20 protein-coding genes are annotated in these 21013 nt (G+C 42.7%); 18 read left to right on the forward strand and 2 right to left on the reverse strand.

What is annotated here, in order from left to right; translation table 11 throughout:
- The first annotated feature begins 5 nt into the window (after positions 1-5).
- The 15 genes from AC4HAF_RS01055 to AC4HAF_RS01125 all read left to right on the forward strand — a co-directional run bounded on the left by AC4HAF_RS01055 (position 6) and on the right by AC4HAF_RS01125 (position 16232).
- The gene (locus AC4HAF_RS01055) at positions 6-1280 is read left to right on the forward strand and encodes a DNA recombination protein RmuC (protein ID WP_491096319.1); all 1275 of its coding nucleotides are present in this window, start codon (positions 6-8) and stop codon (positions 1278-1280) included.
- Positions 1270-2214, forward strand: coding sequence for a 3'-5' exoribonuclease YhaM family protein (locus tag AC4HAF_RS01060; RefSeq protein WP_491096320.1), 945 nt, complete (start codon positions 1270-1272; stop codon positions 2212-2214). The genes AC4HAF_RS01055 and AC4HAF_RS01060 overlap by 11 nt, the downstream gene beginning before the upstream one ends.
- 92 nt (positions 2215-2306) lie before the next feature.
- Positions 2307-3122 (forward strand): pur operon repressor, encoded by an 816-nt coding sequence (gene purR, locus AC4HAF_RS01065; protein ID WP_491091760.1) that lies wholly within the window; start codon positions 2307-2309, stop codon positions 3120-3122.
- A gap of 387 nt (positions 3123-3509) precedes the next feature.
- On the forward strand, positions 3510-3923 hold the full coding sequence (rpsL, locus tag AC4HAF_RS01070) for a 30S ribosomal protein S12 (RefSeq protein ID WP_057489967.1): 414 nt from the start codon (positions 3510-3512) through the stop codon (positions 3921-3923).
- Positions 3924-3940: 17 nt separating this feature from the next.
- A complete protein-coding gene (gene rpsG / locus AC4HAF_RS01075) occupies positions 3941-4411 on the forward strand; it encodes a 30S ribosomal protein S7 (protein ID WP_491096321.1) in 471 nt (156 codons plus the stop codon).
- A gap of 311 nt (positions 4412-4722) precedes the next feature.
- Positions 4723-6804: an elongation factor G gene (fusA, locus tag AC4HAF_RS01080; protein WP_491096322.1), complete on the forward strand. Its 2082-nt coding sequence runs from the start codon at positions 4723-4725 to the stop codon at positions 6802-6804.
- A gap of 241 nt (positions 6805-7045) precedes the next feature.
- Positions 7046-8059, forward strand: coding sequence for a type I glyceraldehyde-3-phosphate dehydrogenase (gene gap, locus AC4HAF_RS01085; RefSeq protein ID WP_491091762.1), 1014 nt, complete (start codon positions 7046-7048; stop codon positions 8057-8059).
- Between the two features lie 207 nt (positions 8060-8266).
- Positions 8267-8926: a GntR family transcriptional regulator gene (locus AC4HAF_RS01090; protein ID WP_491091815.1), complete on the forward strand. Its 660-nt coding sequence runs from the start codon at positions 8267-8269 to the stop codon at positions 8924-8926.
- A 13-nt stretch (positions 8927-8939) separates the two neighbouring features.
- Entirely contained in the window at positions 8940-10136 is a 1197-nt protein-coding gene (locus AC4HAF_RS01095; RefSeq protein ID WP_491096323.1) for an iron-containing alcohol dehydrogenase, read from the forward strand.
- A gap of 14 nt (positions 10137-10150) precedes the next feature.
- Positions 10151-10993 (forward strand): aldo/keto reductase, encoded by an 843-nt coding sequence (locus tag AC4HAF_RS01100; RefSeq protein WP_491096324.1) that lies wholly within the window; start codon positions 10151-10153, stop codon positions 10991-10993.
- 218 nt (positions 10994-11211) lie between these two features.
- Positions 11212-12408 carry a phosphoglycerate kinase gene (locus tag AC4HAF_RS01105; RefSeq protein WP_491096325.1) on the forward strand — a complete coding sequence of 399 codons (1197 nt, stop codon included), beginning with the start codon at positions 11212-11214 and terminating at the stop codon, positions 12406-12408.
- Between the two features lie 612 nt (positions 12409-13020).
- On the forward strand, positions 13021-13560 hold the full coding sequence (locus AC4HAF_RS01110; protein ID WP_491096326.1) for an FUSC family protein: 540 nt from the start codon (positions 13021-13023) through the stop codon (positions 13558-13560).
- Between the two features lie 87 nt (positions 13561-13647).
- Positions 13648-14019 carry a MerR family transcriptional regulator gene (locus AC4HAF_RS01115; protein WP_491091766.1) on the forward strand — a complete coding sequence of 124 codons (372 nt, stop codon included), beginning with the start codon at positions 13648-13650 and terminating at the stop codon, positions 14017-14019.
- A 47-nt stretch (positions 14020-14066) separates the two neighbouring features.
- The gene (gene glnA, locus AC4HAF_RS01120) at positions 14067-15410 is read left to right on the forward strand and encodes a type I glutamate--ammonia ligase (RefSeq protein WP_491091767.1); all 1344 of its coding nucleotides are present in this window, start codon (positions 14067-14069) and stop codon (positions 15408-15410) included.
- Positions 15411-15575: 165 nt separating this feature from the next.
- Entirely contained in the window at positions 15576-16232 is a 657-nt protein-coding gene (locus AC4HAF_RS01125; protein ID WP_491096327.1) for a COG3942 and LysM peptidoglycan-binding domain-containing protein, read from the forward strand.
- Positions 16233-16486: 254 nt separating this feature from the next.
- Here the strand turns inward: AC4HAF_RS01125 and rnjA are convergent, their stop codons facing one another.
- Together rnjA and AC4HAF_RS01135 are read right to left on the reverse strand one after the other, a co-directional pair.
- Positions 16487-18169: a ribonuclease J1 gene (rnjA, locus tag AC4HAF_RS01130; RefSeq protein WP_491096328.1), complete on the reverse strand. Its 1683-nt coding sequence runs from the start codon at positions 18167-18169 to the stop codon at positions 16487-16489.
- Between the two features lies 1 nt (position 18170).
- Entirely contained in the window at positions 18171-18401 is a 231-nt protein-coding gene (locus AC4HAF_RS01135; protein ID WP_491091770.1) for a DNA-dependent RNA polymerase subunit epsilon, read from the reverse strand.
- A gap of 423 nt (positions 18402-18824) precedes the next feature.
- Between AC4HAF_RS01135 and tsaB the strand changes: the two genes are divergently transcribed.
- The 3 genes from tsaB to tsaD are packed head-to-tail and all read left to right on the forward strand — an operon-like array spanning position 18825 to position 20988.
- A complete protein-coding gene (gene tsaB, locus AC4HAF_RS01140; protein WP_491096329.1) occupies positions 18825-19511 on the forward strand; it encodes a tRNA (adenosine(37)-N6)-threonylcarbamoyltransferase complex dimerization subunit type 1 TsaB in 687 nt (228 codons plus the stop codon).
- Positions 19511-19951: a ribosomal protein S18-alanine N-acetyltransferase gene (gene rimI, locus AC4HAF_RS01145; protein ID WP_491091774.1), complete on the forward strand. Its 441-nt coding sequence runs from the start codon at positions 19511-19513 to the stop codon at positions 19949-19951. Before tsaB ends, rimI begins: the two co-directional genes overlap by 1 nt.
- A gap of 26 nt (positions 19952-19977) precedes the next feature.
- Positions 19978-20988, forward strand: coding sequence for a tRNA (adenosine(37)-N6)-threonylcarbamoyltransferase complex transferase subunit TsaD (gene tsaD / locus AC4HAF_RS01150; RefSeq protein WP_491096330.1), 1011 nt, complete (start codon positions 19978-19980; stop codon positions 20986-20988).
- Positions 20989-21013: the final 25 nt, after the last annotated feature.

A 21013-nucleotide genomic window follows, 5' to 3' on the forward strand; every position in this document is an offset into this window, starting at 1 on the left:
GAATAATGGATATTCTCATTTTATTGCTGGCTCTGAGCGCTTGCCTTGTCAGCGCTGCGGTTTTTTTGAAACTTGATAAAAATCAGTCAGACTTAGAAAAAAAGCTGGATGACAATGCTGATAATTTGTCAGATCAGGTGTCCTATCAGTTAGAAATGGCGGATAAAAACCAGCTGCTCGAAATAAATACGCAGCTGACGCGCCTGCAAACCGACCTGTCACAGCAGCTCACAGATCTAAGGGAGGTCTTGTATCAAAATCTCACTGACAGCCGAGACCGTTCCGATAAGCGTTTAGAACAGATTAATCTTCAATTAACGCAGTCTGTTAAAGAAATGCAGGCTTCAAATGAAAAACGTCTGGAGGAAATGCGGCAGACCGTTGAAGAAAAACTGGATCAAACTCTGCACAACCGTCTTCGCACATCCTTTGAGACAGTGTCCAAACAGCTGGAAAGTGTCAACCAAGGCTTAGGTGAGATGAAGACAGTAGCGCGTGATGTCGGCACGCTAAACAAAGTTCTCTCCAATACCAAGACACGGGGAATCTTAGGTGAGCTGCAGCTGGGGCAAATCATTGAAGACATTATGACTGAAAGTCAGTATGAACGGGAATTTGCGACGGTTAAGGGATCGGCAGAGCGTGTGGAATATGCCATCAAACTGCCGGGGAGTCATCAGGACGAGTATGTTTACCTGCCTATTGATTCCAAGTTTCCGCTGGAAGATTACTACCGTTTGGAAGATGCTTACGACACGGGAGACAAAGAGCAGATTGAGCTCCATCGCAAGGCTTTGTTAGCTGGTATTAAGCGGTTTGCTAAAGATATTCAAAAGAAATATCTTAACCCGCCGGAAACGACTAATTTTGGGATTATGTTCCTGCCGACCGAAGGTCTTTATTCAGAAGTTGTCAGGAATGCCGGCTTCTTTGACAGCCTGCGCCGCGACGAGAATATTGTGGTTGCAGGTCCATCGACTCTCTCAGCACTTCTCAATTCGCTGTCTGTCGGCTTTAAGACTCTGAATATTCAAAAGAATGCGGATGATATCAGTAAAATTTTAGGCAATGTTAAGTCAGAGTTTAATAAATTCGGCGGCCTTCTGCAAACAACTCAGAAACAGCTGCACCGAGCCAGCAACAATATTGATAAGCTTTTGACAACGCGGACCAACGCCATTGACCGGGTGCTTAGAAATATTGAACTCTATGAAGATGACAATACTCGATTGCTCTTAAATATAGCACCGCTAGAAGATGAGGAAGCAAATGAAAATTAGTCAAATGAAAAAAGATGAACTTTTTGAAGGATTTTACCTCATTAAGTCAGCAGAACTTCGAAAAACAAGAGCCGGTAAGGATTATCTTGCCTTTACTTTTCAGGATGATACTGGGGAAATTTCCGGTAATCTTTGGGACGCTCAGCCCTATAATGTTGAAGAATTCACGGCTGGCAAAGTTGTCTTTATGAAAGGCCGCCGCGAGGTATACAACGGCATGCCGCAGGTGAATCAAATCAGTCTGCGCCATCCTAAAGACGGGGAACCTGATAATCCTAAGGATTTTAAGGAAAAGCCGCCGGTTGATGTCCAAGAAATCAGAGACTATTTGGAGCAGATGCTTTTTAAAATTGAAAATGCCACTTGGCAGCGTATCGTCAGGGCGCTTTACCGTAAGTACAGCCATGAATTTTTCAGTTTTCCTGCTGCAAAGACCAACCACCATGCCTTTGAAGTCGGTCTGGCGTATCATACAGCCACCATGGTTCGCTTGGCAGACAGTATCGGAGATATTTACCAGGAACTTAATAAGAGTTTGCTGTTTGCGGGGATTATGCTCCATGATTTAGCCAAGGTTCTTGAGCTGTCCGGTCCTGAAAACACGGAATACACGGTTCGCGGCAATCTGATTGGCCATATTGCCTTGATCGATGAAGAAATTACCAAGACCTTAGCTGAACTAAACATCGATGATACCAAAGAAGATGTTATCGTTTTGCGCCATGTTATCCTCAGCCACCACGGGCTCCTGGAATACGGAAGTCCGGTCAGGCCGAGAATTATGGAAGCAGAGATCATCCACATGATTGATAATCTTGATGCTGAAATGATGATGATGACCTCAGCGCTGTCGCGGGTATCCGAAGGCGAGATGACGGGCCGCATTTTTGCCATGGACAATCGTTCCTTCTATAAACCAAAAACAAACCACTAAAAGACGAAAAAAGATGAATATTAGGTCGGTAATGTTCGTCTTTTTGCTTTTTTATATGGTATAATAAAAGTAAACTAATGAATGGTGAGTTTATGAAATTACGACGCAGCGAACGGATGGTTGTTATTTCCAATTATCTGGTCAACAATCCTTATCAATTAACCAGTCTTAACACCTTTGCAGAAAAATACGGAGCGGCAAAATCATCTATTTCGGAAGATATTGCCATCATCAAAAAGGCTTTTTCAGAAAGCGGTATTGGCCATATTGAGACGGTAACCGGTGCTAATGGCGGTGTTATTTTTACGCCGAGCATTTCTGGCGCAGAAGGCAAAGCAATTGCCAAAGAACTTTGCCAGCGCCTTTCAGAGAGCGATCGGATTTTGCCCGGAGGTTATATTTACCTGTCTGACTTACTGAGTACCCCCAGTATCTTAAAGAATGTCGGCCGAATTATTGCCAATGCTTTTAAGGGTGAAAAAATTGATACCGTCATGACGGTTGCGACTAAAGGAGTGCCCTTGGCTAATGCTGTTGCCAATATTCTCAATGTCCCTTTTGTCATTGTTCGGCGGGATTTAAAAATTACAGAAGGATCAACGGTATCGGTCAACTACGCTTCCGGTTCCAGCGATCGCATTGAAAAGATGTTCCTGTCAAAACGAAGCCTTAAACCTAACAGCCGGGTTTTGATTGTGGATGATTTCCTTAAAGGAGGCGGCACAGTCAGCGGCATGGTTAGTCTCCTGAGTGAATTTGACTGCGAGCTGGTCGGTGTAGCCGTTTTTGCTGACAATGCCCAAAGAAAGCATGACCGCTTGAACTATAAATCTCTTTTGACAGTGACCGATATTGATGTTAAAGAAAACCGGGTTGATGTTCAGCTGGGGAATATTTTTGATGAGTAGGCCAGGCTGCTGACGTTAATAAGTTTAGGACTTGCTGATTTTTTACCAGCAGCGGTAAAAAAGGCCGGCTCTTTGAGAGCAGGGCCTTTTGTCTGTCTGTTTTTGTTTCACTGCTGCACCAGTGTATTGGGATTGGAATCGATTTTGAAAAAATCTTAATTTTTGCTTTGCTGATCCTGTTTGGATTATTTAATTTAAAGGATTAAGAACCGTAAAAAACTATTGACAAAACAGTGCCGCTGTGCTATTATGATAAGCGGTACTTTTTACTTTTGGTCTCTCAAAAGTGTACAGAGACGTGCTGACAAATGTTGCAAAGTACACACAGGCATAGGCTGTCACCAAGTGCTATGCCAACCAAAATAAAAATTTTACAGGAGAATGTAGATGCCTACAATTAACCAGTTGGTACGTAAACCACGTAAGTCTAAAGTAGAAAAATCTAAGTCACCGGCTTTGAATATCGGCTATAACAGCCATAAAAAAGTTCAAACAAATGTATCTTCACCGCAAAAACGCGGCGTTGCTACCCGTGTCGGAACAATGACACCTAAAAAACCTAACTCAGCCCTTCGTAAATTTGCCCGTGTGCGTTTGAGCAACCTTATTGAAGTAACTGCTTACATTCCGGGTATCGGCCACAACCTGCAAGAACACAGTGTTGTTCTTATTCGCGGCGGACGTGTTAAAGACCTTCCGGGTGTGCGTTATCATATTGTCCGCGGAGCACTTGATACTGCAGGTGTAGCTGACCGTAAACAAGGCCGTTCTAAATACGGTGCTAAAAAGCCTAAAGCATAAGGAAGGGAGATTAAGAAATGAGTCGTAAAAATCGTGCGCCTAAGCGCGAAGTATTGCCAGATCCATTGTACAATTCAAAACTTGTAACACGTCTTATCAATCGCGTTATGCTTGATGGTAAGCGCGGTACAGCTACAAGTATCGTCTATGGAGCTTTTGAACAAATTAAAGAAGCAACAGGAAATGATGCCCTCGAAGTTTTTGAGACAGCTATGGAAAATATCATGCCTGTCCTTGAAGTTCGTGCCCGCCGTGTTGGTGGTTCTAACTACCAAGTTCCCGTTGAAGTGCGTCCGGAACGCCGTACGACACTTGGTCTTCGTTGGCTGGTAACAGCATCACGTGCCCGTGGTGAGCATACAATGAAAGACCGTCTTGCCAAAGAAATCTTAGATGCTTCAAACAACACTGGTGCATCTGTTAAGAGACGTGAAGACACACACCGTATGGCAGAAGCTAACCGTGCCTTCGCACACTTCCGCTGGTAAGACAGGATATTTTAGCGTTAAACAAATGCTAGCCAAAATAGGAAAATTGACGCAGAAACTTCAGTTTCTAGGAAATTTTATCTTTTTGGCAGACATTTGTAGCTAAAATTCAACTAAGAACAGGATGTAAGGACGTTAAGAAAATTCTGGAAAAAATAGGAAATGTGACGCCGAGCCTTCAAGCTCTAGGAAGATTTATCTTTTTTTTCGAATGCTTAGTCCTAACCCATTTAAGATAATAAACTTGAGAACGGGTAGGTCCCTGCCTATCCGTTTTTTCCAAAAATTATAGACTATAGGAGAAAACCATAATGGCTCGCGAATTTTCACTAGAAAAAACTCGTAATATCGGTATCATGGCTCACGTCGATGCCGGTAAAACAACTACAACAGAGCGTATTCTTTACTATACTGGTAAAATCCATAAGATCGGTGAAACCCATGAAGGTGCTTCACAAATGGACTGGATGGAACAAGAGCAAGAACGCGGTATTACCATCACTTCAGCTGCGACAACTGCACAGTGGAAAGACCACCGTGTTAATATTATCGACACCCCGGGGCACGTGGACTTCACTATCGAAGTTCAGCGTTCACTGCGTGTTCTTGACGGTGCCGTTACAGTTCTTGATGCTCAGTCAGGTGTAGAACCTCAGACAGAAACTGTTTGGCGCCAAGCAACTGAATACGGTGTTCCGCGTATCGTTTTTGCCAATAAAATGGACAAAATCGGTGCAGACTTCCTGTACTCAGTAAGCACTCTTCATGACCGCCTCCAAGCAAATGCTCACCCAATTCAATTGCCTATCGGTGCTGAAGATGATTTCCAAGGAATTATCGATTTGGTAACAATGAAAGCGGAAATCTATACCAATGACCTTGGTACAGACATCCTGATTGAAGATATTCCGGCTGAATATGTTGACCAAGCAAACGAATACCGTGAAAAATTGATTGAAGCAGTTGCTGAAACGGATGAAGACCTCATGATGAAATATCTTGAAGGTGAAGAAATTACAGAAGCAGAATTAAAAGCTGCTATCCGTAAGGCCACTATCAATGTTGAATTCTTCCCTGTTCTTGCTGGTTCTGCCTTCAAAAACAAGGGTGTTCAAATGATGCTGGATGCTGTTATTGATTATCTCCCAAGCCCGCTTGATATTCCTGCAATCAAAGGTGTAAACCCAGATACAGATGAAGAAGAAGAACGTCCTGCTTCAGATGATGAACCATTTGCAGCACTTGCCTTTAAGATTATGACTGACCCATTTGTGGGACGTCTGACTTTCTTCCGTGTTTATTCAGGTGTTTTGAACAGCGGTTCTTATGTCTTAAACACAACTAAAGGCAAACGTGAACGTATTGGACGTATTCTGCAAATGCACGCTAACAGCCGTAACGAAATCGAAACGGTTTACTCAGGTGATATTGCGGCAGCTGTTGGTTTGAAAGAAACAACGACCGGTGATTCACTGACAGATGAAAAAGCTAAGGTCATCTTAGAATCTATCGAAGTCCCGGAACCGGTTATCCAATTGATGGTTGAACCTAAATCTAAGGCTGACCAAGATAAAATGGCTATCGCTCTGCAAAAATTAGCTGAAGAAGATCCGACTTTCCGTGTTGAAACAAATGCAGAAACCGGTGAAACAGTTATCTCCGGTATGGGTGAGCTTCACTTGGATGTCCTTGTTGACCGTATGAAACGTGAATTCAAGGTTGAAGCCAATGTTGGTGCCCCTCAGGTATCTTACCGCGAAACTTTCCGTGCTCCGACACAGGCACGCGGATTCTTCAAACGTCAATCCGGTGGTAAAGGTCAATTCGGTGATGTTTGGATTGAATTTACACCAAATGAAGAAGGTAAAGGATTTGAATTCGAGAACGCTATCGTCGGCGGTGTCGTTCCGCGTGAATTCATCCCAGCTGTTGAAAAAGGTCTTCAAGAGTCTATGGCTAACGGTGTTCTTGCCGGCTATCCAATGGTTGACATTAAAGCAAAACTTTATGATGGTTCATACCATGATGTCGACTCATCTGAAACAGCCTTCAAGATTGCTGCATCACTTGCACTTAAGGAAGCAGCTAAAACAGCACAGCCGGTTATTCTTGAACCAATGATGCTGGTAACTATCACAGTTCCTGAAGAAAACCTCGGTGATGTTATGGGACACGTAACTGCCCGCCGCGGCCGTGTTGACGGTATGGAAGCACATGGTAACAGCCAAATTGTGCGTGCCTATGTTCCGCTTGCTGAAATGTTCGGTTATGCAACTGTTCTTCGTTCAGCATCCCAAGGACGCGGTACCTTCATGATGGTATTTGACCACTATGAAGATGTTCCAAAATCTGTCCAAGAAGAAATCATCAAGAAAAACGCAGGACAAGCCTAAGCTGCTTCATAGTCTTGATTCAAAAAGGAGAACGCGAAATTCCGCTTGACAAAGGCTGGTTTTTCGTTCTCCTTTTTTCTTTTCATTAGGGAAAATCGTTTGCAATTTTCTTAAAATAATTATATAATAAGGGTGTTAAAAGGTTGGTTTATACTTGTGTAAGTTAATCTTTTCACAATTGTCTAAAAGGCTCTGCCTTTTAAAATAAATTTTTTTGATTTTCATAAGGAGGAAATCACTAATGGTAGTTAAAGTTGGTATTAACGGTTTCGGTCGTATCGGACGTCTTGCTTTCCGTCGTATCCAAAACGTAGAAGGTGTTGAAGTTACACGCATCAATGACCTTACAGATCCAAATATGCTTGCACACTTGTTGAAATATGATTCAACTCAAGGCCGCTTCGATGGTAACGTTGAAGTTAAAGAAGGCGGATTTGAAGTTAACGGCAAATTCGTTAAAGTTTCTGCTGAAGCTGATCCTACAAAAATTGACTGGGCTGCTGACGGTGTAGAAATCGTTCTTGAAGCAACTGGCTTCTTTGCAACTAAAGAAGCTGCTGAAAAACATTTGCATGCTAACGGCGGTGCTAAAAAAGTTGTTATCACAGCTCCTGGCGGAAGCGATGTAAAAACAATTGTTTTCAACACAAATCACGATACGCTTGATGGTACTGAAACAGTTATCTCAGGTGCTTCATGTACTACAAACTGTCTTGCACCAATGGCAAAAGCTTTGCATGACAGCTTTGGTGTAAAACAAGGTTTGATGACTACTATCCACGCTTACACTGGTGACCAAATGGTTCTTGACGGACCACACCGTAAAGGTGACCTTCGCCGTGCTCGTGCTGCTGCAGCTAACATCGTTCCTAACTCAACAGGTGCTGCAAAAGCTATCGGTCTTGTTATTCCTGAATTGAACGGAAAACTTGACGGTGCTGCTCAGCGTGTTCCTGTTCCAACTGGATCAGTTACTGAATTGGTAGCAGTTCTTGATAAAGAAGTTTCTGTTGATGAAGTTAACGCAGCTATGAAAGCAGCTTCAAATGAATCATACGGTTATACTGAAGATCCAATCGTTTCTTCAGATATCGTAGGTATGTCATTTGGTTCATTGTTCGATGCTACTCAAACTAAAGTACAAACTGTTGACGGCAAACAATTGGTTAAAGTTGTTTCTTGGTATGATAATGAAATGTCATACACTTCACAACTTGTTCGTACGCTTGAGTACTTTGCAAAAATCGCTAAATAATAGTGATTGTAAAAGAAGAAGGCTCCGGCCTTCTTTTTATTTTGTTTAAAAAAATTAAAAAGCTATATCTGTTATTTTAAAATTATAGACTTTTAAAAAAGCTGGTGCTATAATAAAAGAAAGCTGTTTCATAGATAAAAGGGAGGTGATTTTATAGGTAAAGTAACACCTAAATATCTCAGTATCTGCCATGACATTCGTTCAAAAATTCAAGATGGTACCTATCCTGTTCATGAGTATTTGCCTGACGGCATTAGTTTGGCTAAGGCTTACGGGGTCAGTTTAATGACTTTAAAAAGGGCTTTGGATTTGCTTGTAGCTGAAGGCTATATTATTCGGCGCAGGGGAGACGGTACGTTTGTCAGAGACTGGAAGGTGGAGGAGCTTGCGCATCTCTATTCCTTGAAGGGGACCTATCATGATTATCAGGATAAATTAACGTCTCGGATTTTGAAGTTTGAAGTGACTCATCCTTCTTCGACTGTGGCTGAAAAGCTGTCTTTAACAGCAGATGATTTTGTCTATGAGATTATCCGCTTACGTATTTTGGAAGGACGGCCGATTATCATTGAGTATACCTTTATGCCGATTGCAGTTATTCCGGGATTAAAACGGCAGCATCTTGAACGCTCCATTTACGAATATATTACTAAGGAACTAAAGCGTAAGGTACACAGTGCCTTCGTCAAGGTTTCTGGTGTGCGTCCCACCAAACTGGAGCAAACAGAGATGAATCTTGCAGAAACTGACTTTTTAATGGAAATCGAACAAGTTGGCAGTCTGGATAATTGCCGTGTGTTCGAATATTCCATCTCTCATCATCTTCCTGATGTTTTTGATTTTGAAACAGTTATGTTTAACCAGTAGAAAGGAGTGAACAATGGAAAATTTTCGCTTACACATTCCGACTGACATTCGTTTTGGGAAAGATCGGCTAGAGGAGCTGCCTGAGGTACTTTCTCCTTATGGTAAACGTGTTTTGCTGGCTTATGGGGGAGGATCTATAAAGAAATCGGGTCTCTATGATAAAGTTGTGACACTTCTAAAGGATGCCGGTTTTAGTTTTGTAGAATTACCAGGAATTGAACCCAATCCTAAAATTGATTCCGTCCGTCAAGGCGTGCGCTTAATTCAGGAAAATCAACTGGATGTTATCTTAGCTGTTGGGGGCGGTTCTGTTGTTGATGCCAGTAAAGTAATTGCCGCCGGTGTTTACTATGACGGTGATGCTTGGGATTTGGTGATAGACAGAAGCAAGGTTGACAAAGCCGTACCTATTGTTGATATTTTAACTTTGGCCGCAACTGGTACAGAGATGAACCGCAATGCTGTTATTTCTAATCCTGAGACAAATGAAAAATTAGGAACGAGCGGCTGGAATTTAATTCCGCAGGCATCATTTTTAGACCCGACATTAACCTATACTGTATCAAAATGGCAGACAGCTGCCGGTGCAGCAGACATGATGAGCCATCTGTTTGAACAATATTTTAACCGTACTGAAGCTGTTGATGTTCAAGACAGCATTGCAGAAGGACTGCTGAAAACGATTATCAAGCATGCACCGGTTGCTATTCAAGAGCCGGAAAATTATGACGCACGGGCAAATCTATTTTGGAGTTCAACGCTTGCGCTGAATGGTTTAGTCGGACAAGGCCGCACGGGCGGCTGGAGCTGCCACCCGATAGAGCATGAATTGTCGGCCTACTATGATATTACGCATGGTATCGGACTTGCCATTTTGACTCCGCGCTGGATGAGATTTTGCCTTGATAAAGACAGCACGACGCATGCAAAATTTGCAGACTATGCCCGTAATGTCTGGGGATTAACCAAGGGAACTGATGAAGAATTAGCCCGACGGGTGGTTCAAAAAACGTATGAGTTCTTCAAGGAACAGCTTGAAATACCAATGACCTTGCCAGAAGTAGGAATTGAAAATCAAGATTTACTCTCGGAAATGAGCGAACAGGCCGTTTTGCACGGCGGTCTGTCCAGCAATCGCTTCGTTAATTTAACAGTGGATGATGTGAAAGAAATTATCAAAGCATCTTACGATCCAATGGAAACATTTTAAAATGGAGGAGAAATATGGAAGTTTATACTTTAAATAATGGTGTTGAAATCCCAAAGATTGGTTTTGGAACTTGGCAGATTCCTGATGGCGACGAGGCTTATAACAGTGTTCGTCATGCTCTTAAAGTAGGCTACCGTCATGTAGACACTGCACAGGCATACGGCAATGAGGTCAGTGTCGGAAAAGCAATTGCAGACAGCGGTATAGCGCGTTCAGATATCTTTTTAACAACAAAGGTTTGGAATGACAAACATGATTATGAACTGGCTAAAGCTTCTATTGACGAATCGCTTGAAAAACTTGGTGTTGACTATGTGGATCTTCTCTTGATTCATTGGCCCAATCCTAAAGCCTTGCGGGAAAATGACGCTTGGAAAGAAGGCAATGCCGGTGCTTGGAAGGCCATGGAAGAAGCTTACAAGGCAGGCAAAGTCCGTGCGATTGGTGTCTCGAACTTTATGATTCATCACTTGGAAGCACTGTTTGAAACAGCTGAGGTTAAGCCGCATGTCAATCAGATTCTTTTAGCACCGGGCTGTGTTCAGGAAGAATTAGTTGCTTTTTGCAGAGACAATGATATTCTCTTGGAAGCCTACAGTCCGTTAGGAACCGGAACAATCTTTGGCAATCCGGTGGTGGAAGAAATTGCTGATAAATATAATAAATCAGCCGCCCAAGTTGCCCTGCGCTGGTCACTGCAAAAAGGCTTCCTGCCTTTGCCCAAGTCAGTGACTCCTAGGAATATTGAGGCTAATCTGCATATCTTTGACTTTGATTTGAACGAAGAGGATATCAGCAAGTTAGACAAGCTTGAAGGCGTTAAAACCCAGCAAAATCCAGATCAGGTTAATTTTTAGTTAGGGCAGTCTGCAAGTTTGCTGTTTGCCGGATCAAAGAGTAAGGCGTATCTTTTCAATGTTTATGGTCTTACTCTTTTTTCATGCCTGCAGATTTGCGCTGTGAGAATGACATTTTATTTTGCAAATTAGGAAATGAAACGGCTTTACGGATTCCACTTTGGAAAATTTTGTGATATAATTAGCATGTATAAAAATTTTTTAAGGAGTCTACATTCATGGCTAAATTGACTGTTAAAGACGTTGATTTAAAAGGTAAAAAAGTTCTCGTTCGCGTTGACTTTAATGTACCTTTGAAAGATGGCGTTATCACTAACGATAACCGTATTACTGCGGCTCTCCCTACTATTAAGTATATCATTGAGCACGGCGGCCGTGCAGTGCTGTTTTCTCACCTTGGACGTGTGAAAGAAGAAGCTGACAAGGAAGGTAAATCACTTGCTCCTGTAGCTAAGGATTTGGCTGCTAAATTAGGTCAGGATGTTGTTTTCCCAGGCAGCACACGCGGTGCTGAATTGGAAGCTGCTATCAATGCTTTGGAAGACGGACAGGTTCTCTTGGTTGAAAACACTCGTTTTGAAGATGTTGACGGCAAGAAAGAATCAAAAAATGATCCGGAACTTGGTAAATACTGGGCCAGCCTTGGCGACGGTATCTTCGTAAATGATGCCTTTGGTACAGCTCACCGTGCTCACGCATCAAACGTCGGTATCTCAGCAAACGTTGAAAAAGCAGTTGCCGGTTTCCTTCTTGAAAACGAAATTGCTTACATCCAAGAAGCTGTTGACAACCCAGTTCGTCCATTCATCGCTATTCTCGGTGGTTCAAAAGTTTCAGATAAGATCGGTGTTATTGAAAATCTTCTTGAAAAAGCTGATAAGGTTCTTATCGGCGGCGGTATGACTTATACATTCCTTAAGGCTCAAGGAATTGAAATCGGTGATTCACTTGTCGAAGAAGACAAGCTGGATATCGCTAAAGCTCTTCTTGAAAAATCAAATGGCAAATTGATCCTGCCGGTTGACTCAAAAGAAGCAAACGCATTTGCTGACTACACTGAAGTGCGTGATACTGAAGGTGAAGCTATTGATCCGGGATTCCTCGGTCTTGATATCGGCCCTAAATCTATTGCTAAGTTCGATGAAGAATTGACTGGTGCCAAAACAGTTGTTTGGAACGGTCCTATGGGTGTCTTTGAAAATCCTGACTTCCAAGCTGGTACAATTGGTGTCATGGATGCTATCGTGAAACAGCCAGGTGTTAAATCAATCATCGGCGGCGGTGACTCAGCTGCTGCAGCTATCAACCTCGGCCGTGCAGACAAATTCTCATGGATTAGTACGGGCGGAGGCGCAAGTATGGAATTGTTAGAAGGTAAAGTACTTCCAGGACTTGCGGCTCTTACTGAGAAATAAAATCTTGCGACGAAAAGAGTTGTGAATACAACTCTTTTCTAGTACATACGCTAGATTTTCCGCGAAACAAAGTGAGCATAGAAAATCAGCGGAGGTAAAGGTAAAGTGTTGCCAGGTTTAGCAGCACTTACTGAAAAATAGGCGGTAAGTCAGAAATCTTTGATTTCGTAGACGCACCCCCGCAAGGCTGAATAGGCTGGTCACAGATGTAATGAGGTGAACTGCCATTCAGCTACTGCGAAATTTGAGAACTCGAAAAAGCACTGAAAGGTGCTTTTTCTATGCATTGCCAGAGTTTCTGTGAAATGGAGCAAACTAAAAACGATAGCAAAGTATAAAGTACTATTAGGCTTGGCAGCACTGACAGATAAGCTGACTCAGTCTGACCTCTAACAGCCGCTTGTGATTTTAAGCTTGTTTCAGGTGGAGTTAGGCATTTTTCTGCCGTATTGAAATCAAATCGGAAGCAGATGGCTGAAGACCTTATAATATGGTAAAATGAAAGAGAAAATTAATCTGGAGAAAGCTCTGGGAAGCTATTTGCATCTCATGCAAGCTGACTGGTAAACTCCCGTTAATCTTTCAAATCATAAAATGATGGTGAATGGACCTATGAATAAGCTTAAGCACCTTTTGAGGTCTTATAAATTTGAAACGAATAACTTTAAACTGGGCATGCGCACTATAAAGACTGGAGCTGCAGTCTTTTTAGTTCTTCTTTTATTTCATTTTTTTGGCTGGGAAGGACTCCAAATCGGGACTTTAACGGCTGTTTTCAGCCTGCGTGAGGATTTTGATAAAAGTGTCCACTTTGGAACATCCAGAATTGTAGGGAACAGTATCGGCGGTTTTTATTCAATGATTTTTTTCTTGCTGAACGGTATGCTGCATTATCAGTTTTGGGTGACACTTGTTTTTGTTCCGATTTTTACCATGTTAACAATTATGACCAATGTTGCCATGAATAATAAAACAGGGATTATCGGCGGTGTTGCAGCCTTGCTTATCATTACCCTTTCTATTCCCAAAGATGAAACGATTTTGTATGTTTGTGCCAGAATATTTGAAACTTTCGTCGGGGTTTTCATTGCTACCGCGGTAAACACAGATATTGACAAGCTGCGGGAGATATTTTTCAAAGAGAAAAGCTAATTTCAGTTTTTTGTGTCAGAAAATATGACATAAGGGTTGACACTCTTTTATTTTCAGAATATAATAGACAATGAAAGGAGGGAAATCGTGAAAGAAAAAGAACTGAGACGGTCAATGGCAGTGTTTCCTATTGGTACCGTTATGAAATTAACAGATTTGACGGCTCGTCAAATTCGATATTATGAAGATCAAGGGCTGCTGACACCAGATCGTAGTTCGGGCAATCGTCGGCTTTATTCTTTAAATGATATGGATACTTTGCTTGAAATTAAGGATTTCTTAGATGAAGGCTTAAATATTGCAGCTATTAAGAAAGAATATGCTGATCGTAAAGACAGGGCTTTGAAGAAAAAGAAGACTCTTACGGATGCGGACGTTCGCCGTATCTTGCATGATGAACTCCGAAATCAGGGTCGCTTTTCCAACCCGACGCAACCCCTTGGCGGTTTACGTATGTAGTGGCATGCGTAGCATAATTTTTATTTCATATTTAAAAGGAGGCCTTTATGGCAATCACAGCAGCTGACATTCGTCGTGAAGTTAAAGAGAAAAATGTTACCTTCCTTCGCTTAATGTTTACCGACATTTTGGGAACTATGAAGAATGTGGAGATTCCAGCTACTGACGAACAACTAGAAAAAATACTTTCAAATAAGGCAATGTTTGATGGCTCTTCAATTGAGGGATTTGTCCGTATCAATGAATCTGATATGTATCTTTATCCGGATCTGAATACATGGACCGTCTTTCCTTGGGGAGATGAAAATGGTGCTGTTGCTGGTCTTATTTGTGATATTTACACATCAGAAGGTGAACCTTTCCCGGGTGATCCGCGCGGCAATCTTAAAAAAGCGCTGCACCACATGGAAGAAATTGGTTATAAATCATTTAACCTGGGACCGGAACCGGAATTTTTCCTCTTCAAAATGGACAATCTCGGCAATCCAACAACTGAGGTCAATGACAAGGGCGGCTATTTTGATTTGGCGCCGACCGATCTTGCCGATAATACACGCCGTGAAATTGTAAATGTTCTGACCAAGATGGGCTTTGAAGTCGAAGCCAGCCATCACGAAGTGGCTGTCGGACAGCATGAAATTGACTTTAAGTATGCCGATGTCTTAACTGCTTGTGATAAAATTCAGCTCTTTAAATTAGTTGTTAAAACGATTGCTCGTAAACACGGACTCTATGCTACCTTTATGGCTAAGCCAAAATACGGTATCGCAGGATCCGGTATGCATTGCAATATGTCTTTGTTTGGTAAAGACGGCAATGCTTTCTTTGATCCGAATGATCCGCGCGGCATGCAGCTGTCACAGGATGCTTATTATTTCTTGGGCGGTTTGATGAGGCATGCTTACAGCTACACGGCTATCATGAATCCGACGGTTAATTCCTACAAGCGTTTGGTTCCCGGTTATGAAGCACCGGTTTATATCGCTTGGGCCGGACGCAACCGCTCGCCTTTGATTCGTGTTCCCGCATCGCGCGGAGTCAGCACACGTTTGGAACTGCGTTCAGTTGATCCGACAGCCAACCCATACTTAGCGCTTGCTGTGCTTTTGGAATCAGGTCTTGATGGTATTGAAAATAAAATTGAAGCACCGGCACCTGTTGAATCTAATATTTATATCATGACGGCTGAGGAGCGTAAAGAAGCAGGGATACTCGATCTTCCGTCAACTCTTCACAACGCCCTCAAGGCTCTGCAGGAAGATGAAGTCGTGAAAGCAGCTCTCGGTGAGCACATTTATGTCAACTTCTTAGAAGCAAAACGTATTGAATGGTCAAGCTATGCGGCCTTTGTTTCACAGTGGGAAGTAGATAATTACCTTGATCTTTATTAAGAAAAAACCATATATTAAAAGCCAGAATGAGTATTTCTGGCTTTTTTTGCGGGAAATGTCATTTTTCGACGATAAGAATTGTTGTTTTCTTAACTTAGGCTTAAAACAGCTGAAATATTTGTAGGTTATCATGATTATATCACTTTTCGGAGGTTATATATTGTCATGATAAAAGAGAGTACAACAGCTAAATTTTTAGGAAAGGCTGCCTTGGCAGTAGCTGTGACAGCAGCGGTAGGCTTTTTAGGAGATCAAGTAACTAAAGCTGATGAGTATGTTCTTCAAGAAGGAGATTCCTTTTTTAGTGTCGCCCAAAAGTATAACATGGATGCCTATGAATTAGCGGCACTTAACGGGAAAGACATTACCAGTCTCATTTTACCAGGGCAAACCTTAACCGTTAACGCTCCTGCAGCTCCAACGCCTGCAGACAATAGTCAGGCACAAGCACCGGCTGCAGCTCCTGCAGAAGCAGCAGCGGCAGCTGATGGCAATACTTATCCTGTTGGTCAATGCACTTGGGGAGTTAAGGAAGTAGCAACTTGGGCCGGTGACTGGTGGGGCAATGGCGGCGACTGGGCTGCCAGTGCAGCAGCACAGGGTTACAGCGTCGGCAGCACTCCTGCAGTAGGTTCTATCATGTGCTGGACAGATGGCGGTTATGGCCATGTTGCCTATGTAACAGCTGTTGGTCAAGATGGCAAAATTCAAGTTCTGGAATCCAATTATAAAGATCAACAATGGCTTGATAACTACCGCGGCTGGTTTGACCCTAATAACAGCGGTACACCGGGAACTGTCAGCTATATTTATGCCAATTAAAAATCAAACATTCAAGAGTTTGGGACAAAAGTCTCAAACTCTTTCAATTTATGAAGCATCACATATTTAACGCAGTGGTTGGGAGTAAGGCTTGTTAGCTTAGCCGACTTAATCTTACCCCTGCACAGTTCATTAGGTGCTTTAGCACCAATGAACTACTGCTAATTGGAAGTCCTTGTCCCACCTCTCTTTTCTTTTTGCAAATACTATCAAAAAAACACTTAAGGTCTGAAGCTTAAGTGTTTTTTGATAGCTTATTGTTTGTCAGGAGTTAAAATCATAGGGATAATAATGGGTTCGCGCTCAGTTTTTTCATAAAGATAAGGTCTGAGTGCATTGACAATAGCTCCGTTGACAGATTGGATACTGGCCTCTTTGTTTTTCAGAGCAATGCGAATGGCATTGAAAAGAATGCGCTGACTGCTGCGAATAAGATCACCTGATTCCCGCATGTATATGAAACCGCGGCTGAGGATGTCGGGACCTGCCAGAATCATTTTGGTTTTGAAATCAACTGTTGCAACGGCTAAAACGACACCGTCTTCAGATAAGTCACGCCGGTCGCGCAGAACTGCCGCACCAATGTCGCCGATACCGTTTCCGTCAACATAAATGTCCTGAGCATTGAAGTGTCCGGCTCTTCTGGCAGAATTTTTCGTCAAGGCCAAGACATCACCGTTTTCCATGATAAAGATATTATCTTTAGGAATACCTGTATCGATAGCCAGTCCGGCATGGACTTTTTGCATGCGGTACTCGCCGTGAACAGGCATGAAGAATTTTGGCTTAATCAGGCGCAGCATCAGTTTTTGTTCCTGCTGTCCGCCGTGTCCGGATGTATGGATATTGTTGACTTTGCCATGAATGACCTCAACACCGGCTTCCTGAATAGTATTGATCAGCTTGTTAACACTGGTTGTATTGCCGGGAATCGGACTTGATGAGAAAATAACGGTGTCACCGGGCTGCAGCTGAACCTGTCTGTGTGTTCCATTAGCAATCCGTGACAGAGCTGCCATTGATTCACCCTGACTGCCGGTACACATAATCATAAGGTCACCGGCATGGTATTCTTTGATTTCGTTGGGCTCAATAAAAGTTCCCTTAGGGACCTTGATATAGCCTAATTCAATCCCGTTTGCGATGGCCTTTTCCATGGAACGGCCAAAGACAGCGATTTTGCGTCCCGTTTTGACAGCAGCATCGGCAGCCTGCTGCAAACGAAAAATATTGGAGGCAAAAGAGGCAAAAATAATCCGTCCGTGAATGCCTTCAATGATATTCATGATGGATTGCCCGACAACTTTTTCAGAATTCGTAAAAGTTGGAATCTCAGCGTTGGTCGAATCTGACAAAAGGCAGAGCACCCCATCCTCGCCAAGAGCAGCCATACGGTGAAGGTCTGCCGGCTCACCAACTGGTGTAAAGTCAAATTTGAAATCCCCGGTACAAACGATTTTTCCTTGCGGGGTGTGGATAACAACTCCTAAGGGTTCGGGTATGGAGTGGGTGGTTCTAAAGAAAGTGACACTGAGGTTTTTGAAGGTCAGTTCAGTATTATGGTTAATCTCGTATAATTTAGCGTCGCGCAAAAGGCCATGCTCTTCCAATTTCCCGCGAATCAATGCAAGTGCCAAAGGACCTGCATAAATAGGAATATTGACCTGCTTTAAAAGGAAGGGAATGCCGCCGATATGGTCTTCGTGACCGTGTGTGATGACGAGCGCCTTGATGCGGTCAATATTGTCCACAATATAAGAATAATCTGGAATCACATAGTCAATACCAAGGAGATCGTCTTCGGGAAATTTAATCCCCGCATCAACAATGATAATCTCATCTTGGTATTCAATGCCATAGGTGTTTTTACCGATTTCTCCCAGTCCGCCAATAGCATAAACACCGACTTCTTCGGTTTTTAAATTAATATTTGCCATCTTAGAACTCCGTCAGTTCAAAGGCACCTGTTTCTTTTTCGTATTCCAGGTGGCTGTCTGAAAGAAGCTCAATAAATTCAACATTATAAGCTGTTTTTTCCTCAACTGTTTGGCGGGCTTTGATGCGTCCTTCAAGTTCATCCTTAGCATCAATATCGAGGTAGAGAGCTTTTGTCTGTTCGCGGCGCGGACTGCGGTCTTGGGTTTCTTGATAAAAAACTTTGTAAATCATTTTAATCCTTTCTGCTATATCATGATTAATCCAAACTACAAAAAATCGGTCAAATACAGAACCTTGCTATATTTGACAGGATATTATGAAATTTTTATGAGTAATAGATTTAATCTTAATTCGTTGCAATTATTAAAATTATACCATAATTTAAGACGTTAGTAAAAGCATTAGGATAAAATTCTCAATCCGCCAGATGTTTAGTCTAACTGTTGAGGTGCGGTTCAAAAGTTGGCAGGGATTTATTTAAAAAAAGATGACAGTCCCTTAGTTTTATGCTATATTTTTGAAGGAAAATAATAAACAATTGAGATAATATGGTGTACAATAGTAAAAGGTTCATGTCTAGGAGAAAAGGCAGCTCTTACGAAGAAAAACTCAAGCGCCGTTTGCTCTGGGATGAGAAGAAATAAAGGAAAAGTTATGAAAATTTTAGCATTTGATACGTCAAGTAAAACGATGTCCGTTGCTCTTTTAGAGGAGGAGCATCTTTTGGCATCTATGACCTTAAATATTAAAAAAAATCACAGTGTCAGTCTGATGCCTGCGATTGATTTTCTGCTGCAATCAGCAGATTTGAAGCCAGCCGATTTAGACCGTATTGTGGTTGCGGAAGGGCCTGGTTCTTACACGGGACTGCGTGTTGCTGCAGCTACCGCTAAAACGCTGGCTTATACACTTGCCATTGATTTAGTGGGCGTCTCCAGTTTGCAGGCACTTGCTCTCAGCAGTCACTCGAAGGGCTTGGTTATTCCTATCATGGATGCCAGACGCCGCAATGTCTATGTTGGTTTCTATGAAAATGGCAAAGCAGTAGAAGCTGACCGGCATGCAGCATTTCAAGATGTTTTGGAACATTTGCAGGGAAAAGAACAACTGACCTTTGCCGGAGAAGTGGCAGCTTTTCATGAGGAAATTTTACAGAATTTCCCGCAGGCTCGGGTAATTGAAGTGCTTCCGTCTGCTCTTGAAATCGGTAAGCTCGGTCAGCACCTGCCGGCAGTTGATGCCAACGCTTTTGTTCCTAACTATCTGAAGCGGGTGGAAGCAGAAGAGAAATGGCTCAAAGATCATAAGGAAACATCGGATTCTTACATCAAGCGGGTATAATGATGAGAGATGAAAAGAATCTGGGAACAGCCGCGGTTGTTTTTGCCATTTTAGAGGATGTTTATACTCAGTCTCCTTGGAGTCAAAATCAGATTTTGGCGGATATGAACCGAGCAGAGGCGGATTACTTTTTTGCCTATGAAGGCAGGGAGATTGTTGGTTTTTTATCCATACAGCACTTAGTGGGGGAGCTTGAAGTCACTAATATTGCTGTTAAGAATGCTTATCAGGGGAAAGGGCTGGGCAGTCAGCTTATGAGCACCTTCATAAAAGATGAACAGCTGCCTGTCTTTTTGGAAGTTAGAGCTTCCAATCAGGCTGCGCAGAGTCTTTATCAAAAATTTGGCTTTAAAGCTGTTGCCAAGCGAAAAAACTACTATCGCAATCCATCTGAAGATGCTATTTTGATGAAGCGGGAAGGACGCTTTGCAGGTTTTTAAACAAGGTAAAAAAAGAAAGTAAGATAATGACAGACAGATATATTTTAGCCATTGAATCGTCTTGTGATGAGACCAGTGTGGCCGTTTTAAAAAATGACAATCAGCTTTTAAGTAACGTTATTGCCAGTCAGGTGGAAAGTCACAAGCGCTTTGGCGGCGTCGTACCTGAGGTTGCCAGCCGGCATCATGTAGAGGTTATTACCTTGTGCATAGAAGATGCTTTAAAAGAGGCTGGTATTCAAGCAGAAGATTTGTCAGCTGTTGCGGTGACTTACGGCCCGGGGCTTGTTGGAGCACTGCTGGTTGGAATGTCAGCAGCCAAGGCCTTTGCTTGGGCGCACGGTTTGCCCTTAATTCCGGTTAATCACATGGCAGGGCACTTGATGGCAGCCCAGAGCACTGCTGATTTGCAGTATCCGCTTTTGGCGCTTTTGGTATCGGGCGGCCATACCGAGCTGGTCTATGTAGCAAAAGCAGGCCAGTACAAGATTATCGGGGAAACGCGGGATGATGCGGTAGGAGAGGCTTATGACAAGGTCGGACGAGTGATGGGGCTGAGCTATCCTGCAGGGCGTGAGATTGATGAACTGGCTCATAAAGGGCAGGATATTTATGATTTTCCAAGAGCGATGATTAAGGAAGACAATCTGGAATTTTCTTTTTCCGGATTAAAATCGGCCTTTATCAATCTTCATCACAACGCCGAACAAAAAGGAGAAGAGCTGCCTGTTGAAGACCTGTGTGCATCTTTTCAGGCTGCTGTCTTAGATATTCTCTTAGCCAAAACCAAGAAGGCTTTGGAGCAATATCCTGTCAAAACGCTGGTGGTAGCAGGAGGAGTTGCGGCTAATCAGGGACTGCGGGAACGTCTGAAAGAGGAAATATCAGATGTTAATGTTATTATCCCGCCCTTGCGCCTTTGCGGTGACAATGCCGGCATGATAGCCTATGCTGCTGCTGTAGAATATGAGAAGGGTCATTTTGCGGCCTTAGATTTGAACGCTCAGCCGAGTTTAGCATTTGACAGTTTAGAATAAAAGTAATTCAAGAAGCAAGGCCAGA

The sequence above is a fragment of the Streptococcus sp. ELY_90 genome (assembly GCF_058314475.1).